Annotated in this window: 26 protein-coding genes; 9 read left to right on the plus strand and 17 right to left on the minus strand. The window is 36.0% G+C overall.

Translation table 11 applies throughout. From position 1 onward, the window contains the following. Positions 1–10: 10 nt before the first annotated feature. The 4 genes from ABE048_RS06085 to rpsF form a co-directional block, all read right to left on the minus strand. The gene (locus ABE048_RS06085; RefSeq protein ID WP_430309895.1) at positions 11–952 is read right to left on the minus strand and encodes a YybS family protein; all 942 of its coding nucleotides are present in this window, start codon (positions 950–952) and stop codon (positions 11–13) included. A gap of 352 nt (positions 953–1,304) precedes the next feature. Next, on the minus strand, positions 1,305–1,541 hold the full coding sequence (gene rpsR, locus ABE048_RS06090) for a 30S ribosomal protein S18 (RefSeq protein ID WP_430309897.1): 237 nt from the start codon (positions 1,539–1,541) through the stop codon (positions 1,305–1,307). Between the two features lie 57 nt (positions 1,542–1,598). Then, a complete protein-coding gene (gene ssb / locus ABE048_RS06095) occupies positions 1,599–2,147 on the minus strand; it encodes a single-stranded DNA-binding protein (protein ID WP_430309898.1) in 549 nt (182 codons plus the stop codon). A gap of 48 nt (positions 2,148–2,195) precedes the next feature. Then, on the minus strand, positions 2,196–2,486 hold the full coding sequence (gene rpsF / locus ABE048_RS06100; protein ID WP_430309899.1) for a 30S ribosomal protein S6: 291 nt from the start codon (positions 2,484–2,486) through the stop codon (positions 2,196–2,198). Positions 2,487–2,655: 169 nt separating this feature from the next. On the opposite strand from rpsF, the gene ABE048_RS06105 reads away from it, so the two are divergent. Beyond that, a complete protein-coding gene (locus ABE048_RS06105) occupies positions 2,656–3,213 on the plus strand; it encodes a DUF3267 domain-containing protein (protein ID WP_430309901.1) in 558 nt (185 codons plus the stop codon). 45 nt (positions 3,214–3,258) lie between these two features. On the opposite strand, the gene ychF is transcribed toward ABE048_RS06105, so the two are convergent. From ychF to ABE048_RS06120, 3 genes are all read right to left on the minus strand, one after another. Further along, positions 3,259–4,359 carry a redox-regulated ATPase YchF gene (gene ychF / locus ABE048_RS06110; RefSeq protein WP_430309902.1) on the minus strand — a complete coding sequence of 367 codons (1,101 nt, stop codon included), beginning with the start codon at positions 4,357–4,359 and terminating at the stop codon, positions 3,259–3,261. Between the two features lie 85 nt (positions 4,360–4,444). Then, complete coding sequence (locus tag ABE048_RS06115) at positions 4,445–4,651, minus strand: DUF951 domain-containing protein (RefSeq protein WP_430309903.1); 207 nt, start codon at positions 4,649–4,651, stop codon at positions 4,445–4,447. Between the two features lie 2 nt (positions 4,652–4,653). Next, the gene (locus ABE048_RS06120; protein ID WP_430309932.1) at positions 4,654–5,529 is read right to left on the minus strand and encodes a mechanosensitive ion channel family protein; all 876 of its coding nucleotides are present in this window, start codon (positions 5,527–5,529) and stop codon (positions 4,654–4,656) included. An 88-nt stretch (positions 5,530–5,617) separates the two neighbouring features. Here ABE048_RS06120 and yyaC point away from each other — a divergent pair, with 88 nt between their 5' ends. Further along, positions 5,618–6,214 carry a spore protease YyaC gene (gene yyaC / locus ABE048_RS06125; protein ID WP_430309904.1) on the plus strand — a complete coding sequence of 199 codons (597 nt, stop codon included), beginning with the start codon at positions 5,618–5,620 and terminating at the stop codon, positions 6,212–6,214. Here the strand turns inward: yyaC and ABE048_RS06130 are convergent. The 10 genes from ABE048_RS06130 to rpmH form a co-directional block, all read right to left on the minus strand. Further along, positions 6,173–6,877, minus strand: coding sequence for a DUF554 domain-containing protein (locus ABE048_RS06130; protein ID WP_430309905.1), 705 nt, complete (start codon positions 6,875–6,877; stop codon positions 6,173–6,175). The genes yyaC and ABE048_RS06130 overlap by 42 nt on opposite strands. Before the next feature lie 11 nt (positions 6,878–6,888). After that, on the minus strand, positions 6,889–7,728 hold the full coding sequence (locus tag ABE048_RS06135; protein WP_430309906.1) for a ParB/RepB/Spo0J family partition protein: 840 nt from the start codon (positions 7,726–7,728) through the stop codon (positions 6,889–6,891). Continuing rightward, positions 7,721–8,482: a ParA family protein gene (locus tag ABE048_RS06140; RefSeq protein WP_430309908.1), complete on the minus strand. Its 762-nt coding sequence runs from the start codon at positions 8,480–8,482 to the stop codon at positions 7,721–7,723. Before ABE048_RS06140 ends, ABE048_RS06135 begins: the two co-directional genes overlap by 8 nt. Before the next feature lie 161 nt (positions 8,483–8,643). Continuing rightward, the gene (gene noc / locus ABE048_RS06145; RefSeq protein WP_430309910.1) at positions 8,644–9,507 is read right to left on the minus strand and encodes a nucleoid occlusion protein; all 864 of its coding nucleotides are present in this window, start codon (positions 9,505–9,507) and stop codon (positions 8,644–8,646) included. Between the two features lie 199 nt (positions 9,508–9,706). After that, positions 9,707–10,423, minus strand: a complete 717-nt coding sequence (rsmG, locus tag ABE048_RS06150; protein WP_430309912.1) for a 16S rRNA (guanine(527)-N(7))-methyltransferase RsmG — start codon at positions 10,421–10,423, stop codon at positions 9,707–9,709. 383 nt (positions 10,424–10,806) lie between these two features. Further along, complete coding sequence (gene mnmG / locus ABE048_RS06155; protein WP_430309913.1) at positions 10,807–12,693, minus strand: tRNA uridine-5-carboxymethylaminomethyl(34) synthesis enzyme MnmG; 1,887 nt, start codon at positions 12,691–12,693, stop codon at positions 10,807–10,809. 34 nt (positions 12,694–12,727) lie between these two features. Beyond that, a complete protein-coding gene (gene mnmE, locus ABE048_RS06160) occupies positions 12,728–14,113 on the minus strand; it encodes a tRNA uridine-5-carboxymethylaminomethyl(34) synthesis GTPase MnmE (RefSeq protein WP_430309914.1) in 1,386 nt (461 codons plus the stop codon). Between the two features lie 143 nt (positions 14,114–14,256). Beyond that, positions 14,257–15,084, minus strand: a complete 828-nt coding sequence (jag, locus tag ABE048_RS06165) for an RNA-binding cell elongation regulator Jag/EloR (RefSeq protein ID WP_430309915.1) — start codon at positions 15,082–15,084, stop codon at positions 14,257–14,259. A gap of 108 nt (positions 15,085–15,192) precedes the next feature. Next, on the minus strand, positions 15,193–15,579 hold the full coding sequence (rnpA, locus tag ABE048_RS06170) for a ribonuclease P protein component (protein ID WP_430309916.1): 387 nt from the start codon (positions 15,577–15,579) through the stop codon (positions 15,193–15,195). 79 nt (positions 15,580–15,658) lie between these two features. Then, positions 15,659–15,793 carry a 50S ribosomal protein L34 gene (gene rpmH, locus ABE048_RS06175; RefSeq protein ID WP_066791201.1) on the minus strand — a complete coding sequence of 45 codons (135 nt, stop codon included), beginning with the start codon at positions 15,791–15,793 and terminating at the stop codon, positions 15,659–15,661. A gap of 567 nt (positions 15,794–16,360) precedes the next feature. On the opposite strand from rpmH, the gene dnaA reads away from it, so the two are divergent. The 7 genes from dnaA to ABE048_RS06210 all read left to right on the plus strand — a co-directional run bounded on the left by dnaA (position 16,361) and on the right by ABE048_RS06210 (position 26,513). Next, positions 16,361–17,704, plus strand: coding sequence for a chromosomal replication initiator protein DnaA (gene dnaA, locus ABE048_RS06180; protein WP_430309918.1), 1,344 nt, complete (start codon positions 16,361–16,363; stop codon positions 17,702–17,704). Between the two features lie 173 nt (positions 17,705–17,877). Continuing rightward, positions 17,878–19,014, plus strand: coding sequence for a DNA polymerase III subunit beta (dnaN, locus tag ABE048_RS06185; protein ID WP_430309920.1), 1,137 nt, complete (start codon positions 17,878–17,880; stop codon positions 19,012–19,014). Positions 19,015–19,191: 177 nt separating this feature from the next. After that, entirely contained in the window at positions 19,192–19,419 is a 228-nt protein-coding gene (gene yaaA, locus ABE048_RS06190; protein WP_430309922.1) for a S4 domain-containing protein YaaA, read from the plus strand. 1 nt (position 19,420) lies between these two features. Further along, the gene (gene recF / locus ABE048_RS06195; protein ID WP_430309924.1) at positions 19,421–20,542 is read left to right on the plus strand and encodes a DNA replication/repair protein RecF; all 1,122 of its coding nucleotides are present in this window, start codon (positions 19,421–19,423) and stop codon (positions 20,540–20,542) included. A 77-nt stretch (positions 20,543–20,619) separates the two neighbouring features. Then, positions 20,620–22,545 (plus strand): DNA topoisomerase (ATP-hydrolyzing) subunit B, encoded by a 1,926-nt coding sequence (gyrB, locus tag ABE048_RS06200; protein ID WP_430309926.1) that lies wholly within the window; start codon positions 20,620–20,622, stop codon positions 22,543–22,545. Between the two features lie 25 nt (positions 22,546–22,570). Then, complete coding sequence (gyrA, locus tag ABE048_RS06205) at positions 22,571–25,102, plus strand: DNA gyrase subunit A (protein WP_430309928.1); 2,532 nt, start codon at positions 22,571–22,573, stop codon at positions 25,100–25,102. 307 nt (positions 25,103–25,409) lie between these two features. Then, positions 25,410–26,513: an HD-GYP domain-containing protein gene (locus ABE048_RS06210; RefSeq protein WP_430309929.1), complete on the plus strand. Its 1,104-nt coding sequence runs from the start codon at positions 25,410–25,412 to the stop codon at positions 26,511–26,513. The last annotated feature ends 258 nt before the right edge of the window (positions 26,514–26,771 follow it).

Below are 26,771 nucleotides of genomic sequence, written 5' to 3' on the forward strand. Positions count from 1 at the left end.
ATCTCAACTCCTATTTTCTTGTCATGCCACTAATAAGCCCACGGATGTCGAATCCTAAATCGGCAATGCCAAGCAATGTGACAAATGAGCTTAGTGGAAAGGCTAAGATTGTACCAACAACTGCGGTCCATTTTGGCCAACCTTGCTGATACATATAAAAATGAATTAACGAAATCCCCTGTACCATAAATAATATACTTAAAATCGAGGATAAATTTAATACAACCATATAAATAAAAGTTCCTTCATCCGGCTTTACAAATAAACTTAATGCTAATACCACAAGATAATACCACAAAGTTGCACGTGGTAATCGTAAATCTCTGAATGGGGCGAATTTAGGAACCTCTAATCCGAATCTGCGTAATAATGGTAAATTCACCGAAATAACAATAAATGTCATAAAAAAAACAACAAGTGTCACTATAGTCGGCATAAGAATTTGCATTGTATTAAACATAGTAGTTAAATGTTCAGTTGAAATTGGAGTTTGACCTGTCATTGATCTTACTATTTCGTTTGACTTTTCATAACTTTCGTGAAGAGTTGTCATCGTTTCCTTCAATATATCGATATTGAAAAATTTAACCGATATAATGTACTCCAATGTAACGGAAATCAAGACTGTAAATGCTGTTGACATAAATAAATAGATTTTGCTTTTTTTTGTACGTATTACATCACCCATAACAAACCCTATGATGGCAAATACGATAGCTACAGGCAGTGATAGAAGACCACCAAATAAAAGTGAAATAACGATACTAACGATTGCAACTAATAACGATGAACTACGGTTGTATTTTGCGCTATACCAAGCTATTGGTAAAGAGATAAACCAGATTGTTACAATACTTACCACAGGTATATATGTAGAGATGGCTAATAATATCGTAAACAATGCGACCATCATAGCGCCGTGCGTAATTCTTCGTGTCTGATTTTCCGGCATCTAAAACCTTCCTTTTCATAAAGACAATCTACTATTTCATCTTATTATTGTACCATGTTTCACAATATCGAACAAAAAGCATACTGTTTCTAAAAAGAAACGATTTTACATAAATTATTGTTTTGAATTATCACTTGAGTATCGCCTTTTGCTCAAGTATAAAAAATCCAAAATAAACAACAATATCATATAACAGAGCAATTATTTAAAAAAATGACCAGCAAAATATGATTTGCTGATCACTTCATAGATTCATTTTTATAGAATCTTTACCCATTGTTTCAATAACAATAGTTAATTAGAATAATACCTATAAAAAAGACCGGCAATATGCCGGTCTTTTTAATGATGACTATTTATCATCTGCAGTGAATGGTAGTAAAGCCATTACACGAGCCATTTTGATAGCTGATGTAAGTTTACGTTGGTATTTTGCGCTTGTACCAGTCACACGGCGTGGAAGAATTTTTCCGCGTTCAGAGATGAATTTTTTCAATAAATCTACATCTTTGTAATCGATGTGTTTGATGTTATTAGCAGTGAAAAAGCAAACTTTACGGCGTTTGCGGCCTCCTTTACGTGGTGCCATTGTGTAGTTCCCCTCCTCTTTTAATAATAAATATATAACGTGCAATAAGCTATTTGCCTAGAATGGTAGGTCGTCTTCTGTTACGTCGACTTTTCCTCCACCATTGCTAACTGGTGCAAATGGATCTTCATCTACACGTGTATAATTCTGCTGACTAGGTGATTGATTCTGTTGATAAGATGGTTGTTGATAGTTACCCTGTTGTGGAGCGCCATATGATTGACCACCATTGTATGATGGTTGTTCACCATATTGTTGTCCTTGTTGAGGGCGATCGCCTGCAGCGCCACGAGGTTCTAAAAACTGAACGCTGTCTGCAACAACTTCTGTTGTGTAAACACGTTTACCATCTTGTCCTTCATAACTACCTGTTTGAATACGACCTTCAACACCTGCAAGACTTCCTTTACGCAAGAAGTTTGCTGTGTTTTCAGCTTGTTTACGCCAAACAATGCAGTTGATAAAGTCCGCTTGTTTCTCACCTTGTTGGTTAGAAAACGTTCTATTTACAGCTAGTGTAAAACGAGCAACAGCTACTCCACTTGGTGTATAGCGAAGTTCTGGATCTTTTGTTAGTCTTCCAACTAGTACGACACGGTTAATCATCAGAATGCAACCTCCTTTATCTGCAATTTGTTCAAGTTAAAGTTCAAATTATTTTTCTTCTTCGCGAACTGCAATATGACGAATGATATCTTCGTTGATATTTGCAAGACGAGTGTATTCATCGATTGCTTTTGAATCAGCGTTAACTTTCATGATTTGGTAGAAACCTTCACGGAAGTCTTCGATTTCATAAGCTAGGCGGCGTTTGCCCCATTCTTTTGATTCGATGATTTCTGCACCGTTAGAAGTTAAGATTTCGTTGAAACGTTCAACTAAAGCTTTTTTACCTTCTTCTTCGATGTTTGGACGAATAATATACATTAATTCGTATGCTCTCATTGTATAAGCACCTCCTTATGGACTTTGGCCAAATGTTGAAACAAATGGCAAGGAGTTAGTAATTATTACTACTCACATCATTGAATTGTATCATAAAGTGGAATATCTAGCAACTAACTTTGCTAGGCAATTATGTTTTTTTTCACTATACTAAAAATGGGGTGATTATGTGGAAAATAATTCAGAACCTATTAAGATTATTGAGATTAATATGCAGAAAGTAGCTTGGCTAAATTTGTTTTGGACTGTCTTTTTAATGATTGCATTCTTTTTTATTAACGCTTTAATCCATCATAACTTTACATTTCATATAATATTATGGAGAATACTTTGGGACTTCCTATTATTCATTATTCTGTATGTCTTATTGATTGTATTACATGAGTGTTGTCATCTATTAGGCTTTGTTCTTTTTGGAAAAGTACCAATCAGTAGTTTAAAATATGGAGTAAATTTGAAAATGGGTGTTGCTTATGCAACAACTACAGAACGATTACCAAATAAAGCAATGAAAAAGGCATTATTACTTCCTTTTTGGCTAACAGGTGTAATCCCTGCTGCGGTGGGCTTTATCATCAATAGCGATTTGTGGCTCTTCTTAGGTGCATGGCTAATTGCCGGAGCTATTGGCGATTTCATGATGTATGCCGAACTTCGAAAATATCCAAATAATTATTTGATTAAAGATGATCCAAATCTTCCTAAATTATTTATTTATAAACACTAAAAAGGCAGCCCAAATCTCTTTGGACTGCCTTTACATTCATCAAACTTAAACGTTGAATCGGAATAACATGATATCGCCATCTTCTACGACATACTCTTTACCTTCAAGGCGTACTCGGCCTGCTTCTTTCGCTGCTGCCATAGAACCGTGTTCCATTAAGTCAGCATAAGAAACAGTTTCTGCACGGATAAAACCTCGTTCGAAGTCAGAGTGGATAACTCCTGCACATTGTGGCGCTTTCATCCCTTTACGGAATGTCCATGCTCTTACTTCTTGCACGCCTGCAGTGAAGTAAGTAGCTAATCCAAGTAAACTGTATGAAGCACGGATTAATTGATCTAAACCAGATTCTTCAATGCCAAGCTCTTCTAAGAACATTGCTTTTTCTTCATCATCTAATTCAGCTATTTCTTCTTCGATTTTTGCACAAACAACAATTACTTCTGCAGCTTCAGCAGCAGCAAATTCACGAACAGCTTGTACATATTTATTGTTGTCTGCATCTGCAACTTCTTCTTCAGAAACGTTTGCTACATATAACATAGGTTTGATAGTTAATAAATTTAATCCTTTAATAACTTTCATTTCATCATCAGACAAATCAACAGCGCGAGCTGGCTTTTCATCTGCAAATGCTTCCTTAATCTTTTCAAGAATTGGTGCTTCAATCATTGCTTCTTTATCTTTTTGACGAGCTAATTTTCCAACTTTTGAGTAACGCTTATCAACTGATTCTAAGTCAGCAAGAATTAGTTCTAAGTTAATTACTTCAATATCACTAATTGGATCAACTTTGCCATCAACGTGTGTAATATTTTCATCTTCAAAGCAGCGAACTACTTGAGTAATGGCATCAACTTCACGAATATGCGCTAAGAATTTGTTACCAAGACCTTCACCTTTACTAGCACCTTTCACAATGCCAGCGATATCAGTGAACTCAAATGCAGTAGGGACTGTTTTTTTCGGTTCAACTAATTCTGTTAATTTATCTAAACGTGCATCTGGAACTTCTACAATCCCTACATTAGGGTCGATTGTTGCGAATGGATAGTTTGCTGCAAGAGCTCCTGCTTTTGTAATTGCGTTAAATAATGTTGATTTACCAACGTTAGGTAAACCTACGATACCGGCTGTTAAAGCCATTTTTTCCACAACCTTTCAAAAAATAAATGATATTAAATTATTTACTATTCAACTCGTTAATTATAGAGATTCGCTAAGTAAAAGTCTATTCTTCAACTGGATTAGCAAAAACCAATACTTTCTTCAATTTCTTATCAAATTCTCTGCGCGAGATCATTACACTATGCTGACAGCCCTCGCATTTAATGCGAATATCAGCACCCATGCGAATAATCTTCCACTCGTTTGTTCCACATGGATGTTGCTTTTTCATTTGAACAATATCACCAAGTCCGTATTTTTTTGCTTCCATCTCTACTCTCCTTCTTCAAATGCTTTATTATTATCACGTTCATAAACCATCATTTTTGGATAAGGAATTTCAATACCATTGCGGTCGAAAATATCTTTAACATCACGGCGAATCATTCTTGAAACAGCAAAATGTTGCATTGGTAATGTCTCAACAGAAATTCGCAGAGTTACTTCCGCTCCAACCACATTTTGCACACCAAGTAATGTTGGTTCTGAAACAATTTCTTCGTGAGTAGACGGTAAAGTTTTTAAATATTGCTCTATTAACTTTTCAGCTTTAGCAATATCGGAATTATAAGCAACACTTACATCCACAATTGCTATTGAGTTATTGATAGAATAATTGACCACTTCTGTAATCAAGCCATTTGGGATGATATTAATCTCTCCAGATGCCCCTTTTATCTTCGTTGTACGTAGACCAATTTCAAGAACTGTACCTTCAGTAGAAGTAATCTTAATGTAATCCCCTACACCAAATTGATCTTCGAAAATAATGAAGAAACCAGTGATAACATCTTTTACCAAGCTTTGTGCACCAAACCCGACAGCTAAACCGACGATACCAGCACCTGCTAATAAGCCAGTAACTCTAATACCCATTACAGATAAAATAGCAATGATTGCTGAAAAGTAGACTACGTAGGAAATAACACTTTGTAATAGTCGTAGAATCGTTAGATGACGGCGTTCTGAAGCTGGTAGCAAAGCAATTGGTCCAGTCATTCGAATATGAAAGAACTTCTTAATCGCCATCTTCGCTACTCGAACAACAACCATTGATAATAGCCAGATAGCAATAATCTTTATTGTTGCTATCCCTATACTAGTCCACAACTTTTCATCAGTTAAATATTCCATCAACTTATTATACATATTCTCAAATTTCACTTTTGTAACTCCTCTTGCATAAAAATTTTCAATCATACGTATACTGCAGAAAAAGAAGAAAGTGAGACTTTCTATGACACTTCCTATTTCTAATTCGGCATTCTCATATGCATTACATTATCAAGATTCAGGTGCCATCTGGCGTTTAAGTTCTTTCTTATTAGAGCATATACCATTTCAACACGAAAATCTTGTATTTTGTTGTATAGGTTCTGATCGTTCAACAGGTGATGCTTTAGGACCTTTAACAGGTAGTTTACTATCAAACTATATTTCATTTCCTTATACGATTATTGGTTCCTTAGATAAACCATTGCATGCTTTAAATTTAAAAGAAACCGTAGAATCTCTACAGGGACAAACCATTTCTCCATTTGTCGTAGCAATCGATGCATGTCTAGGTGAACAACAACGTATTGGGGAAATTCTTTTTCAAACAGGCCCTCTATTACCTGGAAAAGCGGTAAAAAAAGAATTGCCACCAATTGGAGACGTCTCAATTAAGGGAATCGTCAATTTTGGTGGCTTTATGGAACATACTATTTTACAAACAACAAGGTTAAATGTCACTTATGAAATGAGTAATCGTATCGCCCGTGCACTATACCTAGCTTGGCATCGCCATTCTTTAAAAAACATGCATGATCGTAACTACAATCGCCACTATTAAAATAGCTGGTAGCATATTAGCTACGCGAATTTTCGTAAGGCCCATCATATTTAAACCAATGGCAATAATCATGGCACCACCTGTTGCAGTCAATTGTTGAACAAATGTATCAAGTAATTCAACTGGCACAATACTACTTATTTGTCCTGCGAACAAGGCAATTGATCCCTGATATAAAAATACTGAAACTGCACTTAATAGAACACCAATACCTAAGGTTGACGCTAAAAATATGGCAGTGAATCCATCGATGATTCCTTTTGTAATTAATACAGAATGGTCATTCCGTAAACCACTATCAAGTGCACCAATAATAGCCATCGAACCAATAACAAAGATTAAAGTACTTGTGATGAAACCTTGGGCGATATCGCCATGTTCGCCCTTATTTCCGATTTTACGTTCTAACCATTTCCCAATTCGATTTAACTGTAAATCTAAATCAATCCATTCCCCAATAATGGTTCCTATCACTAGGCTAACAATGACTACAATAAAATTGTTACTTGTAATCCCCATCTGGATGCCGAGTACTGTAACAGCAAGTCCAATTACTTGCATCACTGTTTCTTTCATTTTATCGGGTATCCCTTGTAAGAACCTTCCAATTATAGCCCCCACTGCAATTAGCAGTGTATTAATGATTGTTCCTAATAAGACCAACTAACACCCTCTCAATCCTCAAGTAATTCTAATATACGCTCTAAGTCATCTTCAGAGAAAAATTCAATTTCAATTTTCCCTTTATTCTTTGACTTTTTAATTAAAACATTCGTTCCAAAATAATCTCTTAATTGTGATTCTTTTTCTTCAATAAAAATATCTCTATTTACCTTATTCTTTGTTTCACGTGGAACTTTTTCATTTAATAAATGTACTAATTCTTCTAATTGACGTACATTTAGTTGTTGTTTCATTACTTTGTCAGCCACAATTGGAATTTGCTTTTTATTTTTCAGCCCTAATAATGTTCGGCCATGGCCCATTGAAAGTTTGCCTTCATTTACAAGCTTTTGTATTTCCTTTGGTAATGTTAAGAGACGAACATGATTTGCAATATGTGGGCGACTTTTACCAAGTCGTTTAGACAATTCCTCTTGTGTCAAATTTAAATGTTCTATCAAGCTATGATATGCTTCAGCTTCTTCAATAGGTGTTAAATCTTCACGTTGAAGATTTTCTAAAATGGCTAGTTCCATCATTTGAGTGTCGTTCAAATCACGGATTACAGCTGGCACCTCTGTTAAATTCGCTAATTTAGCTGCACGAAAACGTCTTTCACCAACAACGATTTCATATTTAGAGTCTTTTCTACGTAGAATGATTGGTTGTAAAATTCCATGTTCTCTAATTGATTGTGCAAGTTCTTGCAACGCTTCTTCATCAAACACTTTACGCGGTTGGTATGGATTTACTCGAATATCTCTAATAGCAGTTTGCGTTACTTTATCCGTTTCTAAAAGATCTTGGTCTTGAAAAAGTGCACCGAGACCTTTCCCTAATCCTTTAGCCATTTTTAATCACCTCTCTAGCTAATTCTAAATATACTTCTGCTCCACGAGATTTACGATCATAAATAATAATTGGTTCGCCATGACTTGGTGCTTCACTTAAACGAACGTTTCTTGGCACAATTGTTTTATAAACTTTTTCTTGGAAGTATTTTTTAACTTCATCAATTACCTGTAATCCTAAATTCGTACGAGCATCTAACATAGTTAGTAATACGCCATCTATCATGAGCTGATTATTTAAGTGCTTTTGCACGAGACGTATAGTTGATAACAACTGGCTTAATCCTTCTAATGCATAGTATTCACATTGCACTGGGATTAAGATTGCATCGGCAGCTGTTAGTGAGTTAATCGTTAATAATCCTAAGGATGGTGGGCAATCGATAATGATATAATCATAGTCCTTTTTGATATCATCGATGGCATGTTTTAAACGGACTTCCCTAGAGATTGTTGATACTAACTCAATTTCCGCTCCTGCAAGTGCAATTGTCGCTGGTACAGTATATAAATTTTCAACTTTTGTTTTGCGTACGGCATTTTGAATGGGTTCATCGTCAATTAGAACGTCATAAATACATTTATCAACTTCACCTTTATTGATACCTACGCCACTAGTAGAGTTTCCTTGTGGATCTGTATCAATTAGTAATACCTTTTTTCCTAATGTAGCAAGGCACGCGCTTAAATTAACAGATGTTGTCGTCTTACCAACGCCGCCCTTTTGGTTTGCAATTGCAATTGTTCTTCCCATGGTGCACCTGCTTTCAGAAACATTTTGATCAAAACATTTAAACATACCTTTTCATACATTCTATCAAAAAATTGTTTATTCGGCTCCATTTACTATACGAAATATAAATAAAAAACTCTTATTCTAGTTTTTCTAGAGTAAGAGTTTTGATAAAAATGATGTTATGCTTTCTTTTTTGGAATCTTCACTGTGATTTGATAAAACTCATCATGTTCTTCTTCTTCAGCTTCTACATGAATCCCTGTTTTGTTCACCATGGATAAAGACTGGCGAATTGTATTGAGTGCAATTCGAATATCCTTGCTAATTGCTTTGCGACGAGGTTTTACCTTTTTAGGCTTTTCCTCAGGATTCAAAATTTCGTTAATTCGTTGTTCCAATTGTCTAACATTATAATCATGTTCAATTATTTCTTGTAGCAGTTGCAATTGTAATTTTTCGTCTTTAATTGGTACTAGCGCACGTGCATGGCGTTCTGAAATTTCTCGTTTGAGAATAGCTGTCTGAATAGTTTCAGGCAGTTTTAGTAGACGCAATTTATTTGCAATAGTTGATTGTCCCTTGCCTAAACGTTGTGCTAGGGCCTCTTGCGTTAACTCATGCAATTCTAACAATCTTTGGTAAGCTTGTGCTTCTTCAATTGATGTAAGTTCCTCACGCTGCAAGTTTTCAATCAGAGCTACAGAAGCAGTTTCCTTGTCATTCATTTCCCGAATGATTGCAGGTACTTCAGTCCAGTTTAATGATTTCATCGCACGATATCGACGTTCTCCTGCAATGATTTCAAAATGATCATTCTCTAATTTACGTACGACAATAGGTTGAATAACGCCATGCGTATGTATTGTTCGCGCTAATTCTTCAATCTTTGAATCATCAAAAATTGTCCGTGGTTGATAGCGGTTCGGGCTAATTTTCTCTATAGCAATCTTCATGACCGATTCCGCATTTTCCACTTCATTTTTTGAGCTGTTTTCTTCTACTTTCTCACCACTACCAAAAAAACGTGAAAAAGTACTCTTCATCCCTTGGCACCACCTTTAACGATAATTCCCTCCACACTCTATCAAAGTGATTGAGATATATTTTCCTGTTTGTAGAGATGACTATCTATCTATATATATTTACTAACATTATACAAAAAGTAAGTATATCCATTTATCATTATAGTTACTTTCGATAAAAAACGGTAGATTCCTTTTTCTGTTTCATGTGAAACATATACTAGTGAATCGGTGATTTGTTTGGTACACCAGGCTTACGTGGATATTTTTTTGGTGTATTTTTTATTTTCTCAAAGATATAGATTGTACGTTCACTATTTTCTATTGGTAGTGAGAATTCAAATTTCTCTACTAGCTTTGTCCCTAGTGTAGTGATAGCCTTTTTAGCATCTTTTAATTCTTCCTCGCCGCTCGCTGCTTTCATTGCTACGAACTTACCATCTACTTTTACAAGTGGAATACATAATTCAGATAAGACCGATAATCTTGCAACAGCACGCGCTGTTACCAAATCAAATTGTTCACGATACATGGCATTTTGTCCAAAATCCTCAGCTCGTGAATGGACAAAGTTAACGTGATCTAGGTGTAATACATCACTTAAATGATTTAAGAATTGAATTCGCTTGTTTAATGAATCTACAATTGTAATTTGTAAATGTGGGAAGCAGATTTTAATAGGGATACTTGGAAATCCTGCTCCAGCCCCAACATCGCATAATGATTGTACTTTGTTAAAGTCAAAATAAAAAGCAGCACTAATAGAATCATAGAAATGCTTTAAATAAACAGATGGCAGATCAGTTATTGCTGTTAAATTCATCATTTCATTCCATTCTACTAGTGTTTCAAAATAAGTATGGAATTGTTGAATTTGTTTCTCTGATAACTCAATTCCTTGTTCTTTTAAAGCTTGCACAAACTGTTCTTCGTTCATGATATTCCCCTTCCACTTAGTGCTACTGGTGAGTTTTGATTTATTTTTAGGCCCACAGGATGTGGGTCAATAGCCGTTGCCACACGATGTGGCGCTTTTAGGCTATCTTCCCTAATACGGGCGCGTTCCACTTTAATTTTTATCCAGCTTCAGCGGCTAGACCCTCGAGGGTGCACAGGATGTGTACCCGATAGCCGTTGCGACATGATGTTGCGTTCTTAGGCTATCTTCCTTGAATCGAGCCGCCTCAGCATTTAAATATATCTAGCTCCACGCGCCAGCCCCTCGAGGTCGCTTCGATCCCTTGGTCAAAAGCTGAAAAGACGCTTTTGAGTCGGGCTCTCCAGCGCTTGTCGGGGCTGAACGGGCGCGTTCAGCTTTTACTATACTTTCGCAATTTTACCATGTTCAATATACACTAGTAAAATTGAAATGTCAGCTGGGTTAACGCCTGAGATACGTGAGGCTTGAGCTACTGATAATGGTCGTACTTCTTTTAGTTTTTCTTTTGCTTCTGTTGCGATACCAGAAATTGCATCGTAATCGATATTTTCCGGAATTCTCTTATCTTCCATTTTTTTAAGTTTTTCAACTTGTTGAAGGGCTTTTTCAATATATCCTTCATATTTTACTTGAATTTCTACTTGTTCTTTCACTTCATCATTTAACTCAACAGGTGATGGAGTTAATGAAGCTACTAGTTCATAGTTTACTTCGGGACGTTTTAATAAATCTGTTCCACGGATACCATCTTTTAATGGACTGCTACCGACCGCTTGGATAGTTGCTTGTGTTTCTTCATTTGGTTTCAAGATAACATCGTGTAAACGAGTGATTTCCTCTTCTACCTGTGCTTTTTTTACAAGGAATTTATCATTACGTTCTTTTGAAATTAATCCTGCTTCGTAAGCACGTTCTGTTAAACGCATATCTGCGTTGTCATGACGTAATAATAAACGATATTCAGCACGAGATGTTAACAAACGGTAAGGTTCATTTGTACCTTTTGTGACTAAATCATCAATTAATACACCAATATAAGCATCAGCACGACCAAGAATCATTTCATCTTTATTAAGAGCTTTTGCAGCAGCATTAATACCCGCCATTAACCCTTGACCAGCTGCTTCTTCATAACCAGAAGTACCGTTAATTTGACCCGCTGTATAAAGGTTTTGAATACGTTTAGTTTCAAGTGTTGGCCAAAGTTGTGTTGGGACAATAGCATCATATTCGATAGCATAACCTGCACGCATCATTTCGGCTTTTTCGAGTCCTGGAATTGTTTCAAGCATTTTACGTTGAATATTTTCTGGTAAACTTGTTGATAGGCCTTGAACATATACTTCTTGCGTATTGCGACCTTCTGGTTCCAAGAATAATTGGTGGCGAGGTTTGTCATTAAACCGCACAATTTTGGTCTCAATAGATGGGCAATAACGTGGACCTGTACCAGTAATCACCCCTGTAAACATTGGCGATTTATCAAGATTATCGTTAATAATTTGGTGTGTTTCTAGGCTAGTATATGTTAACCAACATGGAATTTGATCTGTTATAAATTCAGTTGTTTCATAGCTAAAGGCACGCGGTTCTGGATCACCTGGTTGAATTTCAGTTTTGCTGTAATCAATTGTTTTGCTATTTACACGTGGTGGTGTACCTGTTTTAAAACGAACCATGTTAAAGCCTAGGTCACGTAAGTTGTCAGCAAGTTTGATAGATGGTTGTTGGTTATTTGGACCACTTGAATATTTCAAATCTCCAATAATAATTTCACCGCGTAGGAATGTACCAGTTGTGATGATAACTGTAGTCGCACGATAAATAGCTCCTACTTGAGTAATAACACCTTTTACTTGTCCGTCTTCTACAATTAGTTCTTCAACCATTGCTTGATGGATTGTAAGGTTATCTTGATCTTCTAATAATTTTTTCATCTCACTTTGATACAACACTTTATCTGCTTGCGCACGTAAGGCACGTACCGCAGGGCCTTTACCAGTGTTTAACATACGCATTTGGATATGGGTTTTATCTATAATTTTACCCATCGCGCCACCTAATGCATCAATTTCACGTACCACAATTCCTTTTGCAGGTCCTCCAACTGATGGATTACATGGCATAAAGGCAATCATATCTAAGTTTATTGTTAAAACTAATGTTTTTGCGCCCATTCGAGCTGATGCGTATGCAGCTTCTACCCCTGCATGACCAGCTCCAATAACTACAACATCGAACGTGCCTGCTTCATATTTTGTTAGCATGCTCGTTACTTCCTTTCTATATTTAGAATTTATATTATTTACCCAAACAGAATTGGGAGAAGAGTTGGTTTATTAAACTATCTTGTACTGTGTCGCCGACGATTTCTCCAAGAATTTCCCATGTTCGTGTGACATCCATTTGAATCATATCCACAGGAACACCTGCATTGGCAGCATCAATTGCATCATTTATTCGAGCAAATGCTTGGTGTAATAATGCAATATGTCGGGCGTTCGATACATATGTTAAATCGCCAGCTTCAACAGAGCCTTCAAAGAATAATGTTGCGATTGATTCTTCAAGTTCAGTAATACCTTCTTCTTGCAATAGAGAAGTAGTTACTAATTTACGATTACCTGCAAGTTCCTTTACACGATTTAAATCGATTTTTTGAGGTAAATCTGTTTTATTGACAACTACGATATAATCCATATTTTGAATTGTTTCAAATAATCGCTCATCTTCTTTAGTTAGCTCATCATTATAGTTTACAACAAGTAGGATTAAATCTGCCTCTTTTAAGACTTGGCGGGATCTTTCTACACCTATTCGTTCAACAATATCCTCTGTCTCACGAATCCCTGCTGTATCTACTAAACGAAGTGGTACGCCACGTACATTGACGTATTCCTCTATAATATCACGTGTAGTACCAGCTACATCAGTGACAATTGCTTTATTTTCTTGAACTAAGCTATTTAATAATGAAGATTTCCCTACATTTGGTCGACCTAAAATAACAGTTGATAAGCCTTCACGTAAAATCTTTCCTTGTGAAGATGTCTGTAAAAGCTTTTCAATCTCTTGTTTTACCCATGCTGATTTTTCTAACATCATTGGAATAGTCATTTCTTCTACATCATCGTATTCTGGATAATCAATATTCACCTCAACTTGAGCTAATACTTCGATTAATGCTTGTCGTAACTCATTAATTAAACGTGATAATTTACCATCCATTTGTCCAAGCGCTACATTCATCGCTTTATCTGTTTTCGCACGAATCAAATCCATAACTGCTTCAGCTTGTGATAAGTCAATGCGACCATTCAAAAATGCCCGTTTTGTAAATTCCCCTGGTTCAGCCATTCGTGCACCATTTCGAAGCACTAGCTGTAACACGCGATTAACAGAAACAAGTCCACCATGACAGTTTATCTCCACTACATCTTCGCGCGTAAAGGTTTTCGGCCCTTTCATCATCGATAACATAACTTCTTCTACTACATCACCAGTTTCAACCTCTTTTAAATGACCATAATGAATCGTATGAGATGGTTGCGCGGATAACTTTTTCCCATTTGGCGAATGAAAAATACGATCTGCGATTTCAATTGCTTGATCACCACTTAATCGGACAATAGCAATTGCTCCTTCACCCATTGGGGTGGATATCGCTGCGATTGTATCAAACTCCATAATAACTACCTCCTATATCAAAAATTATCCACATGTGGATAACTCAAAAACGTCTAACTCTCTAACATACAATAATACCATAAAACAAAAAAATGAGCCCTTCTCAGCTTATGAGAAGGACTCTTTCACAATCCTTTTAAGAATTATCGAATTGGTTCAATCACTAAGTGGCGTTTTAGTTCCTCCCCTTCGGAATAGGTCTCAACATCCACTCGATCTGCTAATACATGGTGTATAATTTTACGTTCATTTGATGGCATTGGTTCAAGCTCCACTTTACGACCGATGTGAACTGCTTTATCTGCCATTCGATTTGCCAATATTTCCAATGCTTGTTGACGTCTTTCACGATAATTTTCAACATCAATTTTAATAATGATAAAACGTTTTACATACTGATGTGCAACTAATTGAGTTAATTGTTGAAGGGCATTTAATGTTTGACCACGTTTACCAATAAGGAGCGCTGCTTTCTCACTGGATAATCGGAAGTTAATCGTTTTTCCCTTTTGTTCAAAAGTAACTTCAAGGTCTTGAATCCCAAGCTGTATTGCAATATTTTCTAAATACTTTTTTGCTTGTTGGATCGCTTTAGTATAGTCTACCGTTTCGCTTTCTTCTGCTTTTTCATCAACTTCGAACTCTTCTGTTGTAACATTTAGAGGTGTTTCTTCTAATGTACTTATAGAACTTATCTTTGTTTCATCATCATTTTGCTTTAGTTCTTGTTGGTTGTAAGCATTTTCAAATTTTTCTTCATATTTTTCAATAATCTCTTGTTTGGGATTTGGCTTCTCTTCTTCTTTTTCTGTCACACGAACTTGTGCTTTTCGTGATCCAAAGCCTAAAAAACCTTTTTTTGCTTCTTGAATAATTTCAACATCTACTTGTTTACGAGTAAGGTTAAGCTCATGTAAGGCTAGCAAGACTGCTTCCTCTACAGTTGCGCCTATTTGCGTAATCTGTTTCACTTTGGGCCCTCCTGTCTTCGCAGGTTCTGTTGTTTTGTTCAAAGCTCACATAACAAGATTCTATTAGTCGAGATCTTTACTCAACGAAACCCCCTGCAAAATTCTTTGTTATTTTTTCACTATTCTATCATGGGATTTCTTGTTATCTCTACTACTTCTTCTTAAAACCTTCGCAATTTTTAATACATGTTCAAGGCTTTTCTTTGTTTCGTGAAAGTTCATGGTGGCCGCCGGATTTCTGGCGATAATGACGTAGTCCATGTTCTGCTGTATTTCATCGTTTAATTCTAGAAAACTTTGACGGACATAACGTTTAATTTGATTTCTGGTGACTGCCTTTGCAATTTTTTTATTTACTGATAATCCAATTCTGAATTCCTCTTGTCCCTCTTTTTCAAGATAGTAGACAACGAACTGGCGATTCGCAAATGACTTACCTTTTTTAAATACTTTTTGGAATTCTTCATTTTTTTTAATTCTGCGGCGTTTTTTCATTTTTGCACCTGCTTATTCTTTTTTTCTCTTCTCCCTCATATATAAAAGAAAAAAAGACCACTGAGAAAATTCAGTGGACTTATGCTGATAATACTTTTCTTCCTTTACGGCGACGAGCTGCGATCACTTTGCGACCGTTTTTAGTAGCCATACGTGCGCGGAAGCCATGTACTTTACTGTGCTTACGTTTTTTTGGTTGATATGTGCGTTTCATTATATGACACCTCCTGTGAAAGTCTATTATCTAAATACTACAGACAGTCTTGCATATTATAGCTACTAACAGTCCATTTTGTCAACTATGTGTTCAAAAATTTGCTCTTCACTATTCTTTAATGATTTTACCTTTTTTCTATGTTAAGGTTATCCACAGTCATATTTAATATACATAAAATCCTCTGTGAACATTTTTTCTCCATCAAAAAATTATCCACAACACTTACTGACAACTTTTACACAAGTTCAGGCATTGTGGATAACTGTATAGTGCATATTTATTCATTTTGTGGATAACTCCTTAAACCTCTTGCAATACAATACTTTTCCTGATACAATTATTGTGTTTTACTCTGTAAATAAATCTTTTCATACAAAATATTATCCACAATTGTTAATAACCTGTGGATAATATTGTCCACTACGTTAGGATAAGATTTATCCACAGGGTGTGTGTACTGTGATTTGCAGCTGAAGCACAATCTAGTTTTAATATAATTTTTCATTCAACCACAACCACTTGTAAATTTTTATAGAATAGTTTTATTAGAAAAGGAGAAAGAGCTTGGAACATATTGAAGAGTTATGGGACAAAGTTCTCTCAGAAGCGAAGCAAAAGATCTCCAAACCAAGCTTTGAAACTTGGCTGAAATCAACGAAACTGCTGGCACGTACCAATGATGCTGTAACAATTGCAGCACCCAATTCTTTTGGGCGGGAATGGCTAGAAAACCATTATGTACACTTAATTGCAGCAATTCTAGCTGAATTGACAGGTAAAGATTTGCATATTCGTTTCGTTGTTCAACAGGATCCAAACTTAGAGAATTTTGATATTCCATCACCTGCCATCCCAGATAAACATGAAGAGCAACCTGAAACTTCTTCAGGAATGCTAAATTTAAAAAATACATTTGATACTTTTGTTATCGGTGCTGGTAACCGTTTTGCGCATGCAGCCTCTTTGGCTGTAGCAGAAGCCCCAGCCAAAGCATACAACCCCCTATTTATCTATGGAGGAGTTGGGCTTGGTAAAACTCACTTAATGCATGCAATTGGTCACTATGTATTAGAACATAATCCAAAAGCAAAGGTAGTTTATTTATCCTCCGAAAAGTTTACGAATGAGTTCATTAATTCAATCCGTGATAATAGGGCAGAAGAATTTCGAAACAAATATCGCAACGTAGATGTACTACTAATAGATGATATTCAATTCTTAGCCGGAAAAGAATCAACTCAAGAAGAATTTTTCCATACCTTTAATACTTTGCATGAGTCATCGAAGCAAATTGTTATTTCTAGTGATCGTCCTCCAAAAGAAATTCCTACTTTGGAAGATCGATTACGTTCACGCTTTGAGTGGGGACTTATTACAGATATTGCACCCCCGGATTTGGAAACTCGAATTGCCATTTTACGAAAAAAGGCAAAGGCAGATAACTTAGACATTCCAAATGAGGTAATGCTTTATATTGCGAACCAAATTGACTCTAATATTCGTGAATTAGAGGGAGCTCTCATTCGTGTAGTAGCATATTCGTCTCTTGTCAATGAAGACATAACTGCTGAGCTAGCTGCCCAAGCATTAAAAAATATTATCCCAAATGCTACGCCAAGAACATTAACAATTTTAGATATCCAAAAGGCTGTAGGTGAACATTATCACATCAAGCTTGAGGATTTTTCAGCGAAAAAACGTACAAAATCAATTGCTTTTCCTAGACAAGTGGCTATGTATTTATCCCGCGAAATGACTGATTGTTCTCTACCTAAAATAGGTGATGAATTTGGTGGTCGTGATCACACAACTGTCATTCATGCGCATGAAAAAATAACATCGCTTTTAAAGGATGACCAAGGTCTTCAACAAGACATTAAACAGATTAAAAGTATGCTAGGTAAATAATTTTTGCTGTGGATAACAGGAAAGTTAGTAACAAACTTATACACAGTCTATCTACATGTGGATAGACTGATTTTATTTGGCTCAAGGGACTTTTCCACAAATCCACAGCCCCTATTACTATATCTATTATTCTTTTAAATAATAATAAATAATATATAAGTGAGGTCGTAACAATGAAATTTGATATCATGAGAGATCGTTTGCTTGATGGATTAAATGATGTCATGAAAGCAGTAAGTTCAAAAACAACAATTCCAATTTTAACTGGTATTAAAATTGATGTATCAACAAATGGTATGACTCTAACGGGTAGTGACGCAGATATCACAATTCAAACTTCTATCCCTGTAGAGGAAGATGGAGAACAGCTAATTCAAGTAGCAGAACCTGGTTCAATCGTGCTTCAAGCAAGAATGTTTAATGAAATCATACGTAAATTACCTACAAATGATGTAGAGATTGAAGTAAGTGAAAACTTCCAAACTAGAATTCGCTCAGGAAAATCTGATTTCCATTTAATCGGTCTTGATGCAGCAGAATATCCAATGCTTCCTGAAATCTCACCAGATCGCCAAATTACTTTACCTGCAGATTTATTAAAATCTATAATTCGCGAAACTGTTTTTGCTGTTTCTACAAGTGAAAGCCGTCCCGTGTTGACAGGTGTAAAGTGGGAAATCCAAGAAGATGGTTTAGTATGTATTGCAACAGATAGCCACCGATTAGCACGTCGTAAGGTTTCACTAGAACATTTACCAACTGAAGAAGCTAACGTTGTCATTCCAGGTAAAAGCTTAACTGAATTAAGTAAAATTCTAAGTGACTCAACAACTCCTGTTGAAATATATATGACAAATCAACAAGTTTTATTCAAAACTTCTGATGTTTTGTTTTTCTCTCGCTTACTAGAAGGCAATTACCCTGATACAACTCGTTTAATTCCTGAAGAATATAACACCAATGTAACGATTAATGGGAAATCATTATTACAGGCAATTGATCGTGCATCGTTACTTGCTCGTGAAGATCGTAATAACGTAGTTCGTTTCTCTACATTGGCAGATAACAACATAGAAATTTCTTCAAATTCACCAGAAATCGGTAAAGTTGAAGAAGAAATTCAAGTAGAATCGCTTGAAGGAGAAGAATTACGTATTTCATTCAGTGCGAAATATATGATGGATGCTTTAAAGGCAATTGATGGACAAGAAGTAGTTATACAATTCACTGGTTCAATGCGTCCATTCATTATTCGTTCAGTACATGATGATGCAATTCTGCAATTGATTTTACCTGTACGTACGTACTAATTATTTTTCTAATATAATTTTACGACGAATTATTTCCCGAGTTTAATTAGTACCTGGTGCTAATTTATTGAATTTCTTTAGAAAGGATAGTCATTTCGGTGACTATCCTTTTTACTTATGAACAAAAGTTCGGTAAAATAGAAGTAGACATGATATAGAAGTAGAGGATGAAAAATAGTGAATGATATTGTATTAGAAAGTGAATTTGTAACACTGGGGCAATTTCTTAAAATGACAGATGCGATTAGCTCAGGTGGGATGGCTAAGTGGTTTTTGCAAGAAAATGATGTCTATGTAAATGGTGAGATTGATCGTAGAAGAGGTCGTAAACTACATGTAGGAGATTTAGTAAATATTCCAGGGTGTGGGAGATTTCGCCTGGTAGAATCAAAAAGCGAGGAATAGCATGCATATTGAGCGATTAAAGCTGACCAACTATCGGAATTATGAATCTCTCGATTTATCCTTTTCTCCAAAGATTAATGTTTTTATTGGTGAAAATGCGCAAGGCAAAACGAATGTTATGGAATCTATTTACGTTTTAGCTATGGCAAAATCCCATCGTACATCAAGCGAGAAAGAATTAATACGGTGGGAGCAAGACTATGGTAAAATAGAAGGTGACGTTCAAAAGAAATATGGTCACTTGCCATTAGAGCTGATGATTTCTAAAAAAGGGAAGAAGGCCAAAGCAAATCATTTAGAGCAAAGTCGTCTAAGTGATTATATCGGACAAATGAATGTCGTAATGTTTGCTCCGGAAGACTTAACTGTAGTTAAAGGCAGTCCCCAAATTAGAAGACGTTTTCTCGATATGGAAATCGGGCAAATTTCTCCAGTATATTTACATGATTTATTGACTTTTCAAAAGTTGTTAAAACAACGTAATCATTTACTTAAACAAAATCAAGGAAAACAAACATTGCAAGATGTGATGTTCGATGTTTATACAGAGCAGTATATTGAAGCGGCTGTTAAGGTTATTCATAAAAGATTTCATTTTATGGAATTGCTACAGGAATGGGCAGGTCCAATTCATTATGGCATTTCGAGAAATCTCGAAGAAATGAAAATTCGCTATCGTCCGGTTAGCGGTATGGATGCTGAGTGGTCACAAGAACAAATGGCTGCTCATTTAGCTATAAAATTAAAAGAAGCTTTGCCTCGGGAATTAGAAAGAGGCGTTACACTTATTGGTCCACATCGTGATGATTTACAATTTATTGTGAATGGTTATGATGTTCAGACATATGGATCACAAGGGCAACAACGGACAACGGCTTTATCACTTAAATTAGCTGAAATAGAACTTATTAAGCAAGAAGTTGGGGAAACGCCTATCTTACTGTTAGATGATGTCCTTTCAGAATTAGATGATTACCGTCAGTCGCATTTACTAAACACGATTAAAGGTGAAGTACAGACCTTTGTGACCACTACGAGTGTAGAAGGTATAGATCATGAAACAGTTCGAGAGTCAGCAATGTTTCATGTGAAACAAGGTTCCGTGGATGCTGAGCAAGACTAGTATTCCGCGGATTTTGTAGGTTTAAGAGAATTACAAATAATGCATACTAATGCCATGGAAGAGTAGGTGGAACAATAATGGCAATCGAAGACAATAAAAAACCTGTTGCATATGATGCAGAACAGATTCAAGTATTAGAAGGTTTAGAAGCCGTTCGTAAACGTCCCGGTATGTATATCGGTTCAACTAGTTCCAAAGGGTTACATCACTTAGTGTGGGAAATTGTAGATAATAGTATTGATGAAGCCTTAGCTGGTTATTGTACTGAAATTACAGTAGCAATAGAAAGAGATAACTGGATTCGTGTAGAGGATAACGGCCGTGGTATTCCTGTAGATACACAAGAAAAAGTAGGTAAACCGGCTGTTGAAGTAATTATGACTGTACTTCATGCTGGAGGTAAATTCGGCGGTGGCGGATATAAAGTATCAGGCGGCTTACATGGTGTAGGTGCTTCCGTTGTAAATGCACTTTCTGTGGAAACTATTGTACAGGTGCATAGAGATGGCAATATTCACGAGATTAAATTTGAACGTGGTAGAACTGTGCAACCTCTAAAAATTATTGGTAATACAGACCATAACGGTACAACAACACGATTCAAAGCAGACGGTGAAATCTTCAAAGAAACAACTGTTTATGAATTTGATATTCTAGCACATCGTATTCGTGAACTTGCCTATCTAAATCGTGGGATTCGTATATCCATCATAGATGAACGTGGTGAAGAAATCCGCAAAAATACTTATCACTATGAAGGCGGTATTAAATCATACGTTGAACATATCAACGAAAAGAAAGAACCACTTCATGAGGCGATCGATTTAAAAGGTGAAAAAGACGGTATTTCGGTTGAAATAGCTATGCAATACAACGCAGGCTTTTCATCAAATATTTTCTCTTTCGCAAATAATATCAATACCTACGAGGGCGGTACACACGAATCAGGTTTTAAAACTGCTCTTACACGAGTGATTAATGATTATGCCCGTAAAAATCATATATTAAAAGATTCAGATGCTAATTTATCAGGTGAAGACGTTCGTGAAGGCTTAGTTGCCATTGTTTCTGTTAAACATCCAGATCCACAATTCGAAGGTCAAACGAAAACAAAATTAGGAAACTCTGAAGTAAGTGCTATAACAAACTCATTGTTCTCTGAACGCTTCGAAAGATTTTTATTAGAGAATCCGACCGTTGCAAGAACAATCGTTGATAAAGGTTTAGTTGCATCTCGTGCTCGTGTGGCAGCAAAAAAAGCCCGAGAAATGACACGACGCAAATCAGCATTAGAGGTATCAAGCTTGCCAGGTAAACTAGCAGACTGTTCATCTCGTCATCCTGAAGAATGCGAAATTTACATCGTAGAGGGTGACTCTGCCGGTGGTTCAGCAAAATCCGGCCGTGATCGCCACTTCCAAGCAATTTTGCCGTTGAAGGGTAAAATTTTAAATGTTGAAAAGGCGCGTTTAGACCGCATTTTATCAAATGCTGAAATCCGAGCTATGATTACTGCAATCGGTACAGGGATTGGTGAAGAATTTGCTTTGGAAAAGGCACGTTACCATAAAATTGTCATAATGACAGATGCCGATGTCGACGGAGCACATATTAGAACTTTATTATTAACATTCTTCTTCCGCTTTATGCGACCACTTATTGAAGCTGGATATGTTTACATTGCCCAACCACCATTATTTAAAGTAGCGCAAGGTAAACATGTAGAATATTGCTATAGTGATAAAGAATTGCAAGAAATACTAGAACGCTTACCAAAGCAACCAAAACCAGGCATTCAACGCTATAAAGGTCTTGGTGAAATGGATGCGGAGCAGTTATGGGATACAACAATGGACCCAGAACACCGCGTTCTATTACAAGTTGAATTAGATGATGCCATTGAAGCAGATCAAACATTTGAACAATTAATGGGTGATGATGTTGAACCAAGACGTCAATTTATTCACGAAAATGCTGTTTATGTAGAAAACTTAGATATTTAGTTATTTTCGAAGGGAGGTCAGCACTTTGTCTGAAACAAACAACTCCGGCGTTAAAGGAGTAAATATTACTAAAACAATCAAAACTTCATTTTTAGATTATGCAATGAGTGTTATCGTTTCTCGTGCACTACCAGATGTTCGTGATGGTCTTAAACCAGTACAACGTCGTATTTTATATGGTATGCAAGAGCTAGGTAGTACTTCAGATAAACCATATAAGAAATCAGCTCGTATCGTTGGGGATGTTATGGGTAAATACCATCCACATGGTGACTCCTCAATCTATGAAGCAATGGTACGTATGGCTCAAGATTTTAGCTATCGCTATATGTTAGTTGATGGTCATGGTAACTTCGGTTCTGTTGATGGAGATGGCGCTGCTGCCATGCGTTATACAGAATCACGTATGTCTAAAATCGCGATGGAAATGCTACGCGATATTAACAAGGATACAATTGACTATCAAGATAACTATGATGGAAACGAAAAAGAGCCAGTCGTATTACCAGCCCGTTATCCAAACTTACTTGTCAATGGTGCATCAGGGATCGCTGTAGGGATGGCAACAAATATCCCACCTCATCAATTAGGAGAAATAATTGATGGTGTTTTGGCCGTCTCAGATAATCCAGCTATTACAACAGAAGAATTAATGGAAATTATACCGGGTCCTGATTTCCCGACTGGCGGTATTATTTTAGGAAGAAGCGGTATCCGCCGTGCCTATGAAACTGGCCGTGGATCCATTATAATTCGTGCTCGTGTAGAAATAGAACAAAAATCAAGTGGTAAAGAAGTCATCGTAATTAATGAACTTCCTTATCAAGTTAATAAAGCACGACTAATTGAAAAAATTGCAGAACTAGTACGAGATAAAAAAATCGATGGTATTACGAATTTACGCGATGAATCTGACCGTACAGGAATGCGTGTTACAATTGATGTTCGTAAAGATGCCAATGCAAATGTTGTATTAAATAACTTGTATAAACAAACAGCTATGCAATCAAGCTTCGGTATTAATATGCTAGCTCTTGTCGGTGGACAACCAAAGGTATTGAGCTTAAAAGAAGCTCTTTACCATTACTTAGAACACCAAAAGGTTGTTATTCGTAGACGTACAGAATTTGAATTACGTAAAGCTGAAAGTCGCGCTCATATTCTAGAAGGATTACGTATCGCACTTGACCATATTGATGAAATTATTAGCCTAATCCGTGCATCTCAAACAACTGAAGAAGCAAAAAATGGCTTAATGGAAAGATTTAATTTAAGTGAACGTCAAGCTCAAGCGATTCTAGATATGCGTCTACAACGTTTAACTGGTTTAGAACGAGATAAGATTGAAGGCGAGTATCAAGAATTACTAGCGCTAATAAAAGAATTAAAAGAAATTCTTGCAGATGAAGCAAAAATTCGTCAAATTATTCATGATGAATTATTAGAAATAAAAGAACGCTTTAATGATGCACGTCGTACAGAAATTACTTCTGGTGGTTTAGAAATGATCGAGGATGAAGATTTAATTCCTCGTGAAAATTCTGTGATTACAATAACTCATAATGGTTATATTAAACGACTTCCAGCTAATACTTACCGCAGCCAACGTCGTGGTGGACGTGGTGTTCAAGGTATGGGGACACATGAAGATGACTTTGTAGAACACCTACTTTATACATCCACTCATGACACCATCCTTTACTTTACTTCTAAAGGGAAAGTGTTTAAAGCTAAAGGTTATGAAATACCTGAGTTTGGCCGCACAGCAAAAGGCTTACCGTTAGTTAATTTATTAAATGTAGATAAGGGAGAAAAAGTAACTGCTGTAATTCGTGTATCATCTTATGATGAAGATGCATATTTTGTCTTCACTACACGTTCAGGGGTTACAAAGCGTACACCGTTATCTAATTTTGCAAATATCCGTAACAATGGTTTAATTGCTATTTCTCTTCGAGAAGATGATGAATTAATTTCCGTACGCCTAACAGATGGTCAAAAAGAAATTATTATTGGTACACATGATGGTATGCTGGTTCGCTTTAATGAAGAGGACATTCGTTCAATGGGACGTACAGCATCTGGTGTCCGCGGTATTCGATTAAGAGAAGATGATTTTGTTGTAGGAATGGAAATAGTTGAACCAGATCAAGAAATCCTTGTAGTAACTGAAAAGGGTTACGGTAAACGAACTCCAGAGTCAGAGTATCGTCTGCAAAATCGTGGTGGCGTAGGTATTAAAACTTGTCAAATCACAGATAAGAACGGTCCATTAGTGGCTGTAAAAACAGTTGATGGCCAAGAAGACCTTATGCTAATGACAATTAATGGTATGTTAATTCGTATGGATATTGACGATATTTCAGTTACAGGCAGAAGCACTCAAGGCGTTCGCTTAATTCGTTTAGCGGATGATGAATTAGTGGCATCTGTAGCTAAAGTAAAAAAAGAATCAGATGAAGAAGTTGAAGAAACTGAATTAGATGAATTAGGAGTAGCTGAAGAAGTTGAATCGACTGAAGAAGCTACAAATAATAACGAAACTTCAGAAGAATAATTGATAAATATGATTGCTAATAGATAAAAAAGTAAAAGGGAACGCATCTGGCGTTCCCTTTTACTTTTTATTAATTTCTCTTCGAAGATTGATGTGGTTAATCATTGGTGCAAAGCGGTACAATCCAGTATCTATTTAAAAACCTTAGTAACCCCAATATTAATAAGGAATTTGGTAGAGGTTTTAGATTAATATCTTGTATTCTGAACTACACTTATAATTAAATAGTAATCTGGCTATTACAATTGTAAAAAAATTCAGTTACAATTAATCTAATATAAATCAACTACAAAGGGTGGTAATTTCTTTGGATACTAAATTAGTGAGAGTGTCCGATTTACGGTTAGGTAGTATTATCGCAAAAGATATTCTAGCTAACACTCAATTTCCTATCATTTATAAAAACACAAAAGTCTCTCGGGAACATATTCCTGTATTAAAAGCATTCCAAATTTCCCAAGTACCAGTCCTATCATCTTCTATGAAGCCTGAAAAAACTAAGCAAGAGGAAAATGTAGTTGTATCGAGTGAACAGGGAGAAACAATAGAAGATAGATACATAACACCATTTGAAAAAAAATATCGCAATGTGGTAGAAAAGTTTAAAATGGAGTTTTCGAATTGGGAATCTGGCAGTAAAGTGGATATTACCAAAATTAGAACAAATATTTTACCATTAATTGACGATGCCTTGGTAAATCGGGAAAGAATATTCACATTAAATGAGCTTTCAAGTAGCAGTGACTATATTTATCATCATTCCGTAGCAATTAGCCTTATTAGCGCAGTTATTGCACAAAAAATGGGGTATAGTAAAGGCGATGTTATCCAAATAGCTATAGCAGGCGCAGTTGCAGACTGCGGCATGGCAAAAATCAATAAGAAAATACGAGATAAAAATGGCCCTTTAACAGAATATGAATTTAAGGAGATACAGGAACATCCGTATTATAGTTTGCAAATGATCAATGGTATCTCAATCCTAAAATCAGATATGAAAATCGCAGTATATCAACACCATGAAAGACTAGATGGAAGTGGTTATCCGCGAGGAGATAAAGGAAATGCTATCTCAATATATTCACATATTATTGCAGTAGCAGACGTATTCCATGCAATGACATGTGAAAGAGTGTATCGTGCAAAAGAGTCAACATTTAAGGTTTTAGAAATGATACGAGAATCTGAATTTGGCAAGTTTAATATTCAAGTTGTTCAAGCGTTAATAACCTGTGTAGCAGATTTATCATTAGGGACTAAAGTAGAACTTTCAAATGGTTTAGAAGGTTCTATTGTATTTGCAAATAAAACATCTGCTACTAGACCTGTAGTTAAATTAGACGGATCAGATGATATCATTGATTTAGCTAAAAATAGAAGCATATATATTGAGCGATTAATTTTACTATAATTAAAGGATTCTCTACTATAACAAAGGTGGCTCTAAGCCTTACTTTATAGTAGAAGAATCTTTTACTTTTTATTTGAAATATATATTGACAGTATCCAAAAATATAGATATACTATTTAAGTCGCTAACAAGTGACCATGAAAATCATATAATTAATTGCGATTATAACTTTTAAAAAAGTTGTTGACAGCAAAAGATTATAATGATATAATAATTAAGTCGTTAAGATAACGACAAGATATGAACCTTGAAAACTGA

The sequence above is a fragment of the Rummeliibacillus pycnus genome (genome assembly GCF_050459865.1).
Lineage (GTDB): Bacteria > Bacillota > Bacilli > Bacillales_A > Planococcaceae > Rummeliibacillus > Rummeliibacillus pycnus_B.

What these genes read in the sequence shown, in the direction of transcription:
- ABE048_RS06085 (WP_430309895.1), bottom strand. Translation starts at nt 952, where the DNA reads ATGCCGGAAAATCAGACACGAAGAATTACGCACGGCGCTATGATGGTC.
- rpsR (WP_430309897.1), bottom strand. Translation starts at nt 1,541, where the DNA reads ATGGCACCACGTAAAGGAGGCCGCAAACGCCGTAAAGTTTGCTTTTTC.
- ssb (WP_430309898.1), bottom strand. Translation starts at nt 2,147, where the DNA reads ATGATTAACCGTGTCGTACTAGTTGGAAGACTAACAAAAGATCCAGAA.
- rpsF (WP_430309899.1), bottom strand. Translation starts at nt 2,486, where the DNA reads ATGAGAGCATACGAATTAATGTATATTATTCGTCCAAACATCGAAGAA.
- ychF (WP_430309902.1), bottom strand. Translation starts at nt 4,359, where the DNA reads ATGGCTTTAACAGCCGGTATCGTAGGTTTACCTAACGTTGGTAAATCA.
- ABE048_RS06115 (WP_430309903.1), bottom strand. Translation starts at nt 4,651, where the DNA reads ATGGAAGCAAAAAAATACGGACTTGGTGATATTGTTCAAATGAAAAAG.
- ABE048_RS06120 (WP_430309932.1), bottom strand. Translation starts at nt 5,529, where the DNA reads ATGTATAATAAGTTGATGGAATATTTAACTGATGAAAAGTTGTGGACT.
- yyaC (WP_430309904.1), top strand. Translation starts at nt 5,618, where the DNA reads ATGACACTTCCTATTTCTAATTCGGCATTCTCATATGCATTACATTAT.
- ABE048_RS06135 (WP_430309906.1), bottom strand. Translation starts at nt 7,728, where the DNA reads ATGGCTAAAGGATTAGGGAAAGGTCTCGGTGCACTTTTTCAAGACCAA.
- ABE048_RS06140 (WP_430309908.1), bottom strand. Translation starts at nt 8,482, where the DNA reads ATGGGAAGAACAATTGCAATTGCAAACCAAAAGGGCGGCGTTGGTAAG.
- noc (WP_430309910.1), bottom strand. Translation starts at nt 9,507, where the DNA reads ATGAAGAGTACTTTTTCACGTTTTTTTGGTAGTGGTGAGAAAGTAGAA.
- rsmG (WP_430309912.1), bottom strand. Translation starts at nt 10,423, where the DNA reads ATGAACGAAGAACAGTTTGTGCAAGCTTTAAAAGAACAAGGAATTGAG.
- mnmG (WP_430309913.1), bottom strand. Translation starts at nt 12,693, where the DNA reads ATGCTAACAAAATATGAAGCAGGCACGTTCGATGTTGTAGTTATTGGA.
- mnmE (WP_430309914.1), bottom strand. Translation starts at nt 14,113, where the DNA reads ATGGAGTTTGATACAATCGCAGCGATATCCACCCCAATGGGTGAAGGA.
- rnpA (WP_430309916.1), bottom strand. Translation starts at nt 15,579, where the DNA reads ATGAAAAAACGCCGCAGAATTAAAAAAAATGAAGAATTCCAAAAAGTA.
- rpmH (WP_066791201.1), bottom strand. Translation starts at nt 15,793, where the DNA reads ATGAAACGCACATATCAACCAAAAAAACGTAAGCACAGTAAAGTACAT.
- dnaN (WP_430309920.1), top strand. Translation starts at nt 17,878, where the DNA reads ATGAAATTTGATATCATGAGAGATCGTTTGCTTGATGGATTAAATGAT.
- recF (WP_430309924.1), top strand. Translation starts at nt 19,421, where the DNA reads ATGCATATTGAGCGATTAAAGCTGACCAACTATCGGAATTATGAATCT.
- gyrB (WP_430309926.1), top strand. Translation starts at nt 20,620, where the DNA reads ATGGCAATCGAAGACAATAAAAAACCTGTTGCATATGATGCAGAACAG.